The organism is Nocardia xishanensis NBRC 101358 (assembly GCF_001613365.1).
Lineage (GTDB): Bacteria > Actinomycetota > Actinomycetes > Mycobacteriales > Mycobacteriaceae > Nocardia > Nocardia xishanensis.
On record NZ_BDCF01000043.1, the window covers coordinates 31,052 to 44,794 of the forward strand.

Consider the following 13,743-nt stretch of genomic DNA (forward strand, 5'->3'; position numbering starts at 1 on the left):
ATCGATTGGTGATCCCCCTCACTCGGACGGCGGACTGAGTGGACTGCTGTCGCGATCCGGTCGTAGTGTTCGAAACCGTCCGGTCGTGACCGGGTTCCTATCGCCCCCTTGCTGTCTCGGCGCCGTGTGACTCCCTTTCTGTGGTCGCAGCGGCTGTTGGAGGAAATTTCATATGAATCGCTCTCGAATACGCGCGCTGGGGGCCGCTCTCCCCGCCGGAGAATTCACCACGAACGAAGTGCTGCAACGTATGTCGAGCGGCGGCGAGTTCGACGTCGAACGCATTACCGGTATCGGACACCGGCATATGGTCGACCGCACCGAGGAGGACACCCTGACATTGGGTGTCGCCGCCGCTCTCGACTGCCTGGCCGGGTCCGGTTACGACCCCGCGGATCTGGATGTGATCATCTGCGGCGGCACCACCGTGCACGACGGATTCCGCATGGTGTTCGAGCCGTCGGCGGCGGGGGAGATCGCCCGCCGCATCGGCGCGGTCAACGCCACAGGGTACGACGTCGCCAACGCCTGCGGCGGCACCATGACGGGTATCTACCTGCTGGACAACCTGATTCGCGCCGGTATCGTCCGGACCGGCATGGTGGTGACCCCCGAGGTCATCTCGCCGGTCACCGAGGGCGCGCTGGCCGAGGCGGTGGACGCCCGCGACCCCCAGTTCGCGGCGCTGACCCTGGCCGACGCGGCCGTCGCGGTGGTGCTCGACCGCGCCGTCGGCGACGACGAGGCCGTGCACTACATCGACATGATCACCTGCGCGGAATACTCCCCCCTGTGTATCGCGAAACCCAGCGACAACACCGAGAACATGATCATGTTGACCGATAACCTCACCATGCAGGCCGCGCCGCGGCGCGAGACATGGGCGAAATTCCATCGCGACGTGCTGGCCAAGAATGGCACGACGTTCGCCGACGAGGATTTCGATTACATCGTCTTCCACCAGCTCGGCGTCGGCTTCACGGAGAAACTGGCCGAGTCGGGCAGCAAAATCCACGGCGTTCCCATGCCACCGCGGCTGGCGTGCGTCGAAAAGTACGGAAATACCGGCGCGAGTACACATTTCCTGGTCCTGCACGACTATCTGTCGCGCGGCCTGATCGCGCCGGGTTCGAAGATCTGTTTCGTGCCGACCGCATCGGGAATGGTGTTCGGCGTCCTGTCGGCGACCATCGGTGAGTTGGTGAAGTAGCACGTGGCGACCATTCTGCAGAATTCGGCGATGAGCGACGATCCGGCGCTCGGCTCGATCGGTCACGCGGTCGCCGCGGCGCGGGAATGCCTCGCCGGGGCAGGCCTGTCGGCGGCGGATGTGGACGTGCTGGTGAACATCGGCGTCTACCGGGACGCCAACATCGTGGAACCGTCCAACGCCGCGCTGATCCAGCGCGAACTCGGCATGCACCTCGACTACGAACCCGGCTCCTCCCGGCCCGGTTTCTCCCTCGACCTGCGCAACGGCGCCTGCGGCGTGCTGAACGCGTTACAGGCGGCGAATGCGTTGCTGGCCAACGGCACTGCGGAGCGCGTCCTCGTCGTCGGCAGCGATGCCCACCCCGGCGGACTGGCGGACGCGGTGGGCTTCCCCTATGCCACCGTGGGCGGTGCGTTCCTGGTTACGAAAGGCATCGACGATACGAGCGGGCTCGGCGCGGTGCACCTGCAGCCCGCTTCGCGCCCGGACGGCGCGCATCCCGGCGTGGCGGGATATCTCGACCTGAAGGCGATGGGCCGCGACGGCGCGCGCACGATCACCGTCGAGGTCGCCGACGATTTCGCCGAGCGGGTGACCGGTGCCGCGCGCACGGCGGTGCGCGACTATCTCGCGAATCACCCTGACATGCAGGCGGATTCGACGGTGCTGGTGACCAATGACGCCGCACCGGACTTCGCGGCGACGCTGGCCGCCGACTTCGGCTTCGCGCGTCACCATCAGGCCGACACCGGGTCGCGCAACGCCGGGAGCTCCGGTCTCATCATCGCCTATCACCAGCTGATCCGCTCCGGCGTCGTCGGCCAGGGCGACCGGCTGCTGCTCGTCGCGGGCGGGTCGGGGCCGACGGCGGGCTGTGTCGGCTACCGGGTGCCCGCCGGCGGTGCCGGATGACGCGCGCCGTCGGATACGAGGACCCGAGCGCCCTGCTCGAGCGCCGGATCGCGGAGGGAGCCGACCAGCCCGCCATCAGCTACCCGACCCGCTCGGACGCGGCGAAGGCCGAGCGCGGCGCTGACCTGCGGTTCGCGGACATGACCTACGCCGAGCTGGGGCGCCGCGTCCGCTCGTACGCGGCGGGCTTCGCCAGAATCGGTATCACCGAGGGCGTCAAGACGATCGTGCTCGTACGCCCCGATCCGGACCTGTTCGCCGTGTTGTTCGCGCTGTTCCGGGTCGGCGCTGTGCCGGTGGTGGTGGATCCGGGCATGGGCGTGCGCCGCATGCTGCACTGCTTCCACAGCGTCGGCGCGGAGGCGTTCATCGGACTCCCCGAAGCGCACCTGGTACGGCTGGCGGCCCGGCGCACGTTCGGCTCGATCCGCGTGCACGTCACGGCGGGGCGATCGTACTGGGGCGGCCACAGCCTGCCCGACCTACGCGACGAGCCGGAAATCCCGGCCGCCGAGCACGCTCCGGACGACCTGTTCATGATCGCGTTCACCACCGGAAGCACCGGACCGGCCAAGGGTGTCGAGTACACCAGGTCGGGTTTCGCCGCCGCGCTCGACGTCGTCGCCGAACTGCACGACCGGCCGACGGGATTCGTCTCGCTCACCTCGGTGCCCCTGTTCGGGCTCTTCGATTTGCTGCAGGGCGCGCACGTGGTGCTCGGTCCGGTGGATCCGGTGCGAGTGTCGAAGGCGAATCCCGCGCTGCTCACCGAGGTGGCCCGATCCTTCGGCGCCACCGACCTCACCGCATCGCCCGCGTTGCTGGCCAGGCTCGGCGAGCATGTCGCCGAAACCGGCGAGACGCTGCCCGGCATCGCCCGGGTCATCTCCATGGGCGCGCCAGCGAATCTCACTGCGCTGGAACGCGTCCGGGGAGCACTCGGCGACGACGCACGGGTGTTCACCACCTACGGCGCCACCGAGGCGCTGCCGCTGACCACCTTGGAATGGTCCGAGCTGGTCGAGACGCGCGCCGAGACCGCCGAGGGCGGCGGCGTGTGCGTCGGCCGCCCGCTGCCGGAGACCAGTGGCGCGACGCTGGTCCGGATCATCGATGTCACCGACGACCCCATCGTCGACTGGAACGAGAACCTGGTGCTGCCCGCCGGGCGGATCGGCGAGATCGTCGCGAGCGGACCGCAGGTCAGCCGCGCCTACCACCGCAACACGGCCGCCGACGCGCGGCACAAGATCGACGAGCGGATGCCCGACGGCAGCGTCCGGCGCTGGCATCGAACAGGCGATCTGGCGCGCGTGGACGAATCGGGCCGCCTGTGGTTCTGCGGGCGGCTCTCCCAGCGCGTCCGGACCGCGGGCGGGGACATGTACACGGTGCGGTGCGAGCAGATCTTCAACACTCACCCGGACGTCGCCAGGAGCGCGCTGGTCGGCGTCGGCGCGCCAGGCGAACAGATCCCGGTGCTGTGTTTCGAGCCCGCGGCGGATCTCACGCCCGCCGAGCTCACCAGGGTGCGACGCGAACTGTGGACCATGGCGCAGAGCAGGACGGTGACCGAGCGCATCCGTACGTTCTTGCCGCACACCGATTTTCCCGTCGACATCCGGCACAACGCGAAGATCGGGCGCGAGCGGCTGGCGCACTGGGTCGCGGATCGGCTCGGTTTTCCGCGTACGAAGGAAGGAACGGACCGATGAAGGTTCTCGTCACCGGTGCGACCGGATTTCTCGGCAGCCACATCGTCGATGCCGCCACCGGCGCGGGCGACGAGGTCCGTGCGCTGGTCCGCGCGGGCAGCGATCTCGGCTACCTGTCCGGCGTGCCAGGACTCGCCACCGCCGTGGGCGATCTCGGCGACGTGGACTCGCTGCGGGCGGCCTGCGCGGATGTGGACGTCGTCTATCACAGCGCTGGCTTGGTGTCGGAAGTCGGTGCGCGCGAACAATTCTGGCGAGCGAACGTGGAGGGCACCCGCAATTTGATCGCGGCCGCTCGCGCCGCGGGCGTGTCCCGGTTCGTGTACGTCAGCAGCCCGTCGGTCGCCACGTCGTACGAGACGGACCGCTTCGGCATCGACGAGTCCGAACCCTATGTCGACGCGCCCAAGAGCCTCTATGTCGCGACGAAGGTGGTGGCCGAACAGTACGTCCTCGCGGCGGACTCGCCCGGCTTCACCACGTGCGCGCTGCGGCCGAGGATGATCTGGGGCCCGCGCTCGGCCGGGTGGATGAGCCTGCTGCTGGGCAAGCTGAAAGGCGGTCGGCTGCCTGACCTTTCGGGTGGGCGCCGGGTCATGGCGTCGATCACCTACTGCGAGCACGCGGCGGCCGCGTGTTTGCAGGCCGCCCGTTCCCCCGAGGTCGCGGGGAAGGCGTATTTCCTGGCCGATCCGGAGGATATCGACCTGTGGGAGTTCGTCCGCGACCTGGCTGTCGCGCTCGACCTGACCCCGCCCACCCGCACCGTGCCTGGACCCGTGCTGGACGCGGCGATCGCCGTATTCGACACCATCTGGCGCATCCCGGCCGTCAAGGAACGGTGGGCGCCTCCGCTGTCGAGCTGGACGACGGCGGCGCTGACCGTCTCCAGCACCTACGACACCTCCGCCGCCCGTAAGGATTTCGACTACAACCCGACCGTCTCCCGCGCGGAGGGCCTGGCGCGCTACGTCGAATGGGTGCGCTCGGTGGGTGGCGTCGACGCCGTCCTGGCCCGCGGCTGAACGAATCGCGCCGAATCGGAGGTTGTCTCGTGACTTCACTGCTGTCCACCGTGCGCCGCACCGGCGTCACGTCCACGGTGCCCACCGCGCCGGGCGCGTTGCCGTTCCTGGGGCATTGGCACCGGTTCGGTCGCACGCCGCACCGGTTCCTGTCCACCCTGTCGGCGCACGGACCCGTCGTGCGCATCGGAATCCCCGGCTACGAAACCTATGTCGTCACCGAACCGGAGCTGATCAGGGAGGCTTTCACCGGGCTTTCGGATCAGGGCTCGATGATCGAGCGCGCCGAACTGCTGCTCGGTACGGGCGTCACCGTCGTCTCCGGCGCGACACACCGGCGGTCCCGCAGGCTCATCGCACCCGCGTTCGCCAAGGCGCGCATCGCGCAGTACGCCACGGTGATGACGGCGATGGGGCAGGCGCGGGCCGGCCAGTGGCGCGACGGCGCGACGCTCGCGGTGAACGAGGAGATGCACGACCTGGCGCTGCGCACCGTCGCGGGCGCGCTGTTCTCCGGCGAACTCGGCGAGGTCACCGCGCGGCGCGTGCACCGGCTGTTGCCCGAGGTCATGACGCTGCTCGCGCGCCGCGTCACCCGGCCCGCGTGGCTGGACCGGTTGCCGACCCGTGGCAACCGCCGCTTCCTCGAACTGGTCGATCAGCTCAAGGCCGCCACCGCCGACATCATCGCGGCCTACCGCGCGGACTTGGCCGCCGACCCGGCGCTGGACCACGGCGACCTGCTCGACACGCTGATCCGAGCCCGCGACGAGGACGGCGCGCCGCTGACCGACAAGCACGTGCACGACGAACTGGTCAACTTCCTGGTCGGCGGCACCGAGGCCATCGGCATGACCGCCACCTGGCTGCTCTACGAGCTGGCGCGCAACCCGGAGGTGGAGCGCGCCCTGCACGCCGAACTGGACGAGGTGCTCGGCGGGCGGCCCGCCGAATTCACCGACCTGCCGCGGCTCGACCTGACCAAGCGGCTGGTGCTGGAGACGTTGCGTCGCTACTCGCCGTGGCTCACCGTGCGGCATGTGCCCGCGGGTTACGAGCTCGGCGGGCACGCGCTGCCCGAGGGGGCGATGGTGTTCGTCTGCCCGATCGCGGTGCATCGCGACCCGCGGGTGCATGCCGACCCCGACCGGTTCGACCCCGATCGCTGGCTGCCCGAGGCGATGGAAGGAATGTCGCGCGGCGCGCACATCCCGTTCGGCATGGGCGCGCGGCAGTGCCCGGGCAACGTGTTCGCGCTGACCCAGGTGGCTTTGCAGATCGCCACCCTGTGCGGGCGCTGGCGGCTGCGGCTCGAGCCCGGGTTCACCGCGCGTGAGACCGTCATCGGCGCGCTGGTGCATCCCGAGAGCCTTCCCATGCGTGTCGAAGCGAGGACATCCGTCCGCCGCGAGACCGACTCGGGAACCGCGAAATGACCGCGGTCGGTGGCGATCACGGGCTCGTGTCCGAGATCACCGAACACTATGAAGTCGCGGTGATCGGTACCGGGTTCAGCGGGCTCGGCGTGGCAATCGAGCTGAAGCGTTCGGGCATAACGGATTTCGTTGTTCTGGAACGCGCGAACGCGGTCGGCGGCACCTGGCGCGACAACGTGTATCCGGGATGCGCCGTCGACGTGCCGTCGGTGCTGTACTCCTACTCGTTCTTCCCCGGCGACTGGTCGCGGCTCTTCGCGACCCAACCCGAGTTGCGCGCCTATACCGAATCCGTGGTCGACGCTTTCGAGCTGCGAAGCCACGTGCGGCTGAACAGTGAGGTCGTCGGGGGAGAGTTCGACGAGACCACGCACAGGTGGGTGGTGCGACTGGCCGATGGGCGCGTGATCAGTGCGCGCGCCGTCGTCATGGGGTACTTCTCGCTGCACGTGCCGTTCGTTCCGGACATCCCGGGCCTGGATGTGTTCTCCGGTATCCAAATGCATTCCGGGTCTTGGGATCTCGGCTTCGATCCGAAGGGGAAGCGGATCGCGGTCGTCGGATCGGGCGCGAGCGCGGTGCAGATCGTGCCCGCGCTGGCGCGCGAGGGTGCGCACGTGGTGTCGTTCCAGCGCAGTCCGGCGTGGGTGCTGCCGCGCGGGGACCGCGCGATCCCGGGACCGGTGCGGACGCTGCTGCGCAAGTTCCCGCCCGCGCGACTCGCGTTGCGCGGCATGGTGTTCTCGCTGCTGGAGTCGGTGCACCTGGCCGAATTCCATCCCCGATTGCTCCCGGTCTTCGAGCAGATCTGCTTGCGTGCACTGCGCAAGCAGGTGCCCGATCCGCGCACACGGGAGGCGCTGCGGCCGGACTACCGTTTCGGGTGCAAGCGGCCGATGGTGTCCGACGAGTACTACGCGGCCTTCGCCCGCGACGACGTCGACTTGGTGACGGAGAAGATCGTCGAACTGACCCCGGCTGGTGTGCGTACCGCCGACGGCGTCGTCCACGAAGTCGACGCGATCGTATGGGCCACCGGCTACCACGTCCAGGACTCGATCCCGCGCTTCCCCGATTTCCGCACACCGGCGTTCTCGCTGCGAGACAGCTACGAGCGCAACGGTTTCGCCGCCTATCGCGGCATCGCCTTCGCCGGCCTGCCGAACCTGTTCTGCGTCACCGGCCCGAATACCGCGCTCCCGCACACCTCCCAGTTCCAGGCCATCGAACCCACCACTCGCCTCGTCGCCAGGACCATCGCGCACATGCGCGATCGCGCCGTCACCCGCTACGCACCCACCGAAGCGGCCCAGCGCCGGTTCGTAGCGCACTGTCGTCGCGTCCTCGCCGACCGCGTCTGGACCATCGGCGGCTGCACCAGCTACTTCGTCAGCGCCACCGGCGCCAACACTCTCACCTGGCCCGGCAGCACCCGCAGCGTTCGCCGCGACCGCCGCCGCATCCGCCCAGAAGACTGGGAACGTCAGTCGGCCGGTTGATTCCGTCCGCTTCCCGAATCGAATCCGGCGGCCCACGGCACTCAGCGGTCGGCGAAGGCGTTCAACTGGCTGCGGGAGGGATGCCGCAGTTCGGTTGTCGTGAGTTCCGACGCGCGTGATGGTCGGCGCTCGGGTCGGCGACGGCGGCGTTCAGTTAGCTGCGGTGGGCGCTGGGGCCGACGGTTGATCCGCCGCATTCGCAATCGAATTCGGCGGCGCACGGCACTCAGCGGTCGGCGACGAAGGCGTCGAGCAGGCCGCGGTAGACGTCGGCGAAGCGCTTGCGCGCGCTCTGCTGTTCGGCGGACAGGCCGTCGGTCGCGTCGGGCGCGTACACGATCACGTGCAGGTCCTGGCCCGGCGGTTCGGGCATCACGTCGACGATCTGGCTGCCCCCGTCGCCCGCGGCGGGTACGCCGAGGTCGGCGGTGGACAGCGCCGTGAGCTCGGCGATGGCGGCGTCGATGACCTCCCGGCGGACCGCGCCGTTCACCTCTCGCGGCGGGGTGTTCCGATCCCGTTCGGGCGCGACGGCATCCGGTTTGCGGACGGCGTGGCCGTCGGCGTAGACCTCGAGCACCGGGCGCAGATCGATCCGGTCCTGCCAGCCCGCCGGCATCGTCGTGAGCGTGAGAAGCGCGATGGCCGCATGGGCAGGCGTGGGCGCGGGCAGCGGAAGGGGTGGATGAGCGGCGAGCGCGGGCGGGTTCTCCGTTGCGGGCGCGGCGTTCTCGACCGCCGGTGGCTGCGGCGCAGGCTCGGCCGGATCGGCGGCGGCAACGCCCCATCCGGCGGTGAACGTCATCGCGAGGACGAGCAGGGCCGATATCGTTCGTCGCATGGACTTCCCATCTAGATAGCGTCGACCGTCCGCCTCATCCGGGAAGCGAGCACTTTCCGGCGCAGCGGCTCAGGGTGCCGTAGAGCGTATACCTTTGACATTCCGAATTTCTTCGCATACTTTCCGTCGCGGGGAGTTTGGTGTGTCGATCTGTCGAGGTCGGACACCCCGTTGGGGAGGGGGAGTGTCGTGAACGCACAGCGTCTTGTCGGCGGTGTGGTCGTGGACTTCTGATCCGTGCCCTGAGCGCTCTCGTGCGCCGCCGGATCGACAGGAACCTATCGGGTGCCGTTGGTTTCGGCTGCGAGATATCCAGGCGGAAAGAGGGTTTCGCCTGTTGTTGGTCATTCCATTCTCAGGAGAGAACTGTCATGTCTCTGGCTCGAAAGCTCACCATCGCCCTGGTCACCGGGGCCGCGTCGCTCACCGTGTTCGGTGCGGGCACGGCGCATGCCGCGGGAGATCAGTTCGGGGCGATCGCTGTCGAGAAGGCCTCGAATCCGTTGGGGGTGACGTACTTCTACGGATCGCACGCTCCTACCCCGGAGGCCGCCAGGCAGGCCGCGGCGGCCAGGTGCGGCTCCGAGTCGGGCAACCCGGACGCGGTCTGCGATCTGATCACCTGGAGCAACGCGTGCGTGGCGGCCGCTACGCGCGGTGTGGACTACCAGTGGGCCGAGGGCCCGAATCGTGAAGAGGCCATTCAGAACGCGCTGAGGTTGTCCAACGCGGTCGGCGCCGCCGTCGTCCCGCTGCCCGCGGCGATCAGTTACGTCGCCTGCACGCCGAGTGTGGAGTGACGCGCTGAAGCGTGGCGGTCGAGCCTTGTTCGCGTGGCCGTCGTCCGCCGCATCCGTTCGGAGCTACAGGGTGGGAAGTCCGGAAAAACCCTAAGCCGGGCGATGCTGAACGGTCGGCGCGGGCGTGTCGTGATGGCGCGGGTGCGGCACCAGCATCGGCACGCGATGCTGGTAGTCGCGGTATCGATCGCCGAAGACGTCCACCAGATCGTGTTCCTCGATTTGCAGGGCGATCAGGATGTAGCCCGTCGTCATGGCCGCGAAGAAGAGATGACCGGCCGTCATCGTCGGCGTCGCCCAGAACGCGACGAGGAAGCCGAGCATGAGCGGATGCCGGATCACGCGATAGAACAGGTTGGTGCGAAACGGCAGGTCGCGGTAGGGCTCGCCACGCCAGGCCAAGTACACCTGCCGCAGCCCGAACAGGTCGAAGTGGTTGATCATGAACGTCGAGAGCAGCACGGTCACCCAGCCGATCCAGAACAGCGCCCACAGGACGATCCGGCCCGCGGTGGCGTCGACATCCCAGATCACGGCGGGCATCGTCCGCCACTGCCAATACAGCAGGAACAACGCCAGACTGGCCAGCAGCACATAGGTACTGCGCTCGATGGAGGTGGGCACCACCCGCGTCCAGCGGCGCTTGAACGCTGGTCGGGCCATCACGCTGTGCTGGACGGCGAACACGCCGAGCAGCAGCGCGTTGACCACGATCGCCTCACCGATCGAAGCCTCCACGCCCGCGTCGATACTGCGGGGAACCCAGAAGTTGCCGACGAAGCCGATCGCGTAGAGGAAAGCGGCGACGAACGCCAGATAGCTCACGACACCGTAACCGAGTGTGAGAAAACGCATGATCATGTCCTTCGAGGTGGTTCGTCCTGCACCGCGCGCTCGCGGGCAGGCCACCACTCGGGACGGCAGGCCGAACAGCGGCGTGTCCCGGAGGCCGTGCGTCCGCGACGCGGCGATGGCTTGGTCGGTGCGGGCGCGGCGCCCGCGATATCTGGCACATCCCCGGCCGCCCTGGCACTGGCCGAGCCGGTCTCGGCGCGATCGCCGTGGCTGTCGAGACCGGTTCGCGACCGAGTGATCGTTCTGGAATGCGCTCGAATCTTCCCTGCGTTGGCCGCGGGCAGGCGATGGTGGAATCGTCGTCCGATCGGATACGGCGATCGCCTGCTGGCGGGCTCGCCGTACCGGCGGTGCGTGAAGTCACGCTGCCGGTCGCCGCAGCTGATCACCCGTCCACGGTAGTTCGCGCACGCGCGGGTGAACAAGGCTCCGGCCGGACATTCGGCCTGATCAGTGGGTGCGACCGCGCGTTGGTGCCGGCGCGGGTCAGCGCAATGCGGGCGGGTTGTTCAGATCCTGCGCGGAGTAGGTGTCGCACGCCTTGACCTGCCCGGTGCGGTAACCGGTGAGGAACCATTTCTGGCGCTGCTCGGAGGAGCCGTGCGTCCACGCCTCCGGGTTGACCCGGCCCTGCGCGGCGCGCTGGATCCGGTCGTCGCCGACCGCGGAAGCCGCCGAGAGTGCGTCGTTGATGTCGTTGTCCGACAACGGCCGCAGGAACGGCTGGTTGGTGCCGGGCGCGGGCGTCTTGTCCGCGTAGTGGGCCCAGATGCCCGCATAACAGTCGGCCTGCAGCTCGGTGCGCACCGCGCCGGACTCCGGTCCGCGGGGATCGCGCTGTGCGCGGCCGATGTCGCCGAGCTGGTTCTGGATGTGGTGGCCGATCTCGTGCGCGACCACGTACTCCTGGGCGAGCGGACCGCCGCTGGAACCGAAGCGGTCGGTCAGTTCCTGGAAGAAGCTGACGTCGAAGTAGGCGGTCCGGTCGGCCGGGCAGTAGAAGGGGCCGACCGCGCTGGTGGCGTTGCCGCAGCCGGTGGAGGTCGCGCCGGAGAACAGCACCAGCTCGGGTTGCGCGTAGCGCTTGCGGGTCTGCCCGGGCAGTTCGTTCGACCACACCGCGTCCAGGCTCTGCGCGGTGAGCACCACCCGGCAGTCGACGTACTTGTTGGCGTCCGCGCCGGTCTTGCAGTGTTCCGGGGTGCCTGCCGTGCCCGGCTGCGTCTGCTGGGTGTCCTGGGAACCGGTGAACTGGCCGAGGACCGAACCTGGGTCACCGCCGAGCAGCAGCGTGATGACCAGCAGAATCAGACCGCCCGCACCGCCGCCGAGCGCGAGTTTGCCGCCCATGCCCGGCCCGCCGCCGGAAGAGGCCCGGTCCGGGTCGATCTGGAGCCCTTCGTTGAACGTCATCATCGTCCTTCAGTGGCGTTTGCGCGGTGGTCGGGCGACCGTACGGCTACAGCTTGACACGGCCGCGTGGATATCGGTTTCCACTTGACCAATGTGCCTAACTACGATGGCAACCGCACCAGGCGACGCCCCGCCGGTGCCGGAGTCGTCGAAAGGAATCCCGTGCTGCGCACCCACTTGGCTGGTTCGCTGCGAAGCGAGCACGCCGGTCAGACCGTCACCCTCACCGGCTGGGTGGCGCGGCGGCGCGACCACGGTGGCGTGATCTTCATCGATCTGCGCGATGCGTCGGGTGTGGCGCAGGTGGTTTTCCGTGAAGGCGAGGCCGCCGAGCAGGCGCACCGGCTGCGCGCCGAGTACTGCGTGCTGATCACCGGTGTGGTGGAACAGCGGCCGGACGGCAACGAGAACCCCGAGCTGCCGACCGGGCAGATCGAGGTGAACGTCGGCAAGCTGGAGGTGCTCAACGAGAGCGCTCCGCTGCCGTTCCAGCTCGACGAGCAGCCCGGTGACGAGGCCAGGCTGAAGTACCGCTACCTCGACCTGCGCCGCGAGGGCCCAGGGCACGCCATCCGGCTGCGCTCGAAGGTCAACGCCGCGGCGCGCGCGGTGCTGGCGCACCACGAGTTCGTCGAGGTCGAGACCCCGACGATGACCCGCTCCACCCCCGAGGGCGCTCGCGACTTCCTGGTGCCGGCGCGTCTGCAGCCGGGCAACTTCTACGCGCTGCCGCAGAGCCCGCAGCTGTTCAAACAGCTGCTCATGGTCGGCGGCATCGAGCGCTACTACCAGATCGCGCGCTGCTACCGCGACGAGGACTTCCGCGCCGACCGGCAGCCCGAGTTCACCCAGCTCGACATCGAGATGAGCTTCGTGCGCCAGGAGGACGTGATCCTGCTGGCCGAGGAGATCCTTGTCGCCCTGTGGAAGCTGATCGGCCACGAGATCCCGACGCCGATTCCGCACATGACCTACGCCGAGGCCATGCGCCGGTTCGGCTCGGACAAGCCCGACCTGCGCTTCGGCGTCGAGATCACCGAGTGCACCGAGTACTTCCAGGACACCCCGTTCCGGGTGTTCCAGGCGCCCTACGTCGGCGCGGTCGTGATGCCGGGCGGCGCGAGCCAGCCGCGGCGTCAGCTCGACGCCTGGCAGGAGTGGGCCAAGCAGCGCGGGGCCAAGGGCCTGGCGTACATCCTGGTGAACGAGGACGGCACGCTCGGCGGCCCGGTCGCCAAGAACCTCAGCGAGGCCGAGCGCGAAGGGCTGGCCAAGCACGTCGGCGCGGAGCCCGGCGACTGCGTCTTCTTCGCGGCGGGTGCAGCCAAGGCCCAGCGCGCGCTGCTCGGCGCGGCGCGGGGCGAGATCGCCCGCAAGGTCGGGTTGATCGATGAGAACGCCTGGTCGTTCGTGTGGATCGTGGACGCGCCGCTGTTCGAGTCCACCGCCGACGCGACCGCGAGCGGCGATGTGGCGCTTGGTCATTCGGCGTGGACCGCGGTGCACCACGCGTTCACCTCGCCGAAGCCGGAGTCGCTCGACACCTTCGACACCGACCCCGACTCGGCGCTGGCCTACGCCTACGACATCGTCTGCAACGGCAACGAGATCGGCGGCGGCTCGATCCGTATCCACCGCCGCGATGTTCAGGAACGCGTCTTCAAGGTGATGGGCATCAGCCACGACGAGGCCCAGGAGAAGTTCGGCTTCCTGCTCGACGCCTTCGCCTACGGCGCCCCGCCGCACGGCGGCATCGCCTTCGGCTGGGACCGCATCACCGCCCTGCTGGCGGGCCTGGACTCCATCCGCGAGGTCATCGCCTTCCCGAAGACCGGCGGCGGCGTCGACCCGCTGACCGACGCGCCCGCGCCGATCACCGCGCAGCAGCGCAAGGAGGCGGGACTGGACGTCAAGCCGGAGCAGGAAAAGGTCGAGGTCACCGAGTAGGCCCGGCCGACGGTCGCCGAACGCGCCGTCCGTTTCGGAGTCGTATATCGGCTCCGGGGCGGACGGCGCGTCGCGTTCACCGCGCTT

Annotated in this window: 11 protein-coding genes; 8 read left to right on the forward strand and 3 right to left on the reverse strand. The window is 68.9% G+C overall.

The annotated features are described in order from the left end of the window. The first annotated feature begins 172 nt into the window (after positions 1-172). From NX1_RS26430 to NX1_RS26455, 6 genes are read left to right on the forward strand one after another with little or no spacing between them, the layout of a single operon-like run. Positions 173-1,210 (forward strand): 3-oxoacyl-ACP synthase III family protein, encoded by a 1,038-nt coding sequence (locus NX1_RS26430; RefSeq protein WP_068064681.1) that lies wholly within the window; start codon positions 173-175, stop codon positions 1,208-1,210. Positions 1,211-1,240: 30 nt separating this feature from the next. Beyond that, entirely contained in the window at positions 1,241-2,125 is an 885-nt protein-coding gene (locus NX1_RS26435) for a beta-ketoacyl-[acyl-carrier-protein] synthase family protein (protein ID WP_068064774.1), read from the forward strand. Then, positions 2,122-3,840 (forward strand): fatty acid CoA ligase family protein, encoded by a 1,719-nt coding sequence (locus NX1_RS26440; RefSeq protein ID WP_068064684.1) that lies wholly within the window; start codon positions 2,122-2,124, stop codon positions 3,838-3,840. The genes NX1_RS26435 and NX1_RS26440 overlap by 4 nt, the downstream gene beginning before the upstream one ends. Then, a complete protein-coding gene (locus tag NX1_RS26445) occupies positions 3,837-4,865 on the forward strand; it encodes an NAD-dependent epimerase/dehydratase family protein (RefSeq protein WP_068064687.1) in 1,029 nt (342 codons plus the stop codon). Before NX1_RS26440 ends, NX1_RS26445 begins: the two co-directional genes overlap by 4 nt. 29 nt (positions 4,866-4,894) lie before the next feature. Continuing rightward, positions 4,895-6,301 carry a cytochrome P450 gene (locus tag NX1_RS26450; protein ID WP_169812289.1) on the forward strand — a complete coding sequence of 469 codons (1,407 nt, stop codon included), beginning with the start codon at positions 4,895-4,897 and terminating at the stop codon, positions 6,299-6,301. Further along, on the forward strand, positions 6,298-7,800 hold the full coding sequence (locus NX1_RS26455; RefSeq protein WP_068064690.1) for a flavin-containing monooxygenase: 1,503 nt from the start codon (positions 6,298-6,300) through the stop codon (positions 7,798-7,800). Before NX1_RS26450 ends, NX1_RS26455 begins: the two co-directional genes overlap by 4 nt. Before the next feature lie 226 nt (positions 7,801-8,026). Here the strand turns inward: NX1_RS26455 and NX1_RS26460 are convergent, their stop codons facing one another. Next, a complete protein-coding gene (locus NX1_RS26460) occupies positions 8,027-8,641 on the reverse strand; it encodes a hypothetical protein (RefSeq protein ID WP_068064693.1) in 615 nt (204 codons plus the stop codon). A gap of 371 nt (positions 8,642-9,012) precedes the next feature. Between NX1_RS26460 and NX1_RS26465 the strand changes: the two genes are divergently transcribed. Then, positions 9,013-9,441 (forward strand): DUF4189 domain-containing protein, encoded by a 429-nt coding sequence (locus NX1_RS26465; RefSeq protein WP_068064696.1) that lies wholly within the window; start codon positions 9,013-9,015, stop codon positions 9,439-9,441. Positions 9,442-9,531: 90 nt separating this feature from the next. Here NX1_RS26465 and mddA read toward each other — a convergent pair whose 3' ends face one another. Beyond that, complete coding sequence (mddA, locus tag NX1_RS26470) at positions 9,532-10,299, reverse strand: methanethiol S-methyltransferase (protein ID WP_157120085.1); 768 nt, start codon at positions 10,297-10,299, stop codon at positions 9,532-9,534. Between the two features lie 483 nt (positions 10,300-10,782). Beyond that, entirely contained in the window at positions 10,783-11,709 is a 927-nt protein-coding gene (gene ypfJ, locus NX1_RS26475; protein WP_068064781.1) for a KPN_02809 family neutral zinc metallopeptidase, read from the reverse strand. Positions 11,710-11,871: 162 nt separating this feature from the next. On the opposite strand from ypfJ, the gene aspS reads away from it, so the two are divergent. After that, the gene (gene aspS / locus NX1_RS26480) at positions 11,872-13,656 is read left to right on the forward strand and encodes an aspartate--tRNA ligase (RefSeq protein ID WP_068064784.1); all 1,785 of its coding nucleotides are present in this window, start codon (positions 11,872-11,874) and stop codon (positions 13,654-13,656) included. The last annotated feature ends 87 nt before the right edge of the window (positions 13,657-13,743 follow it).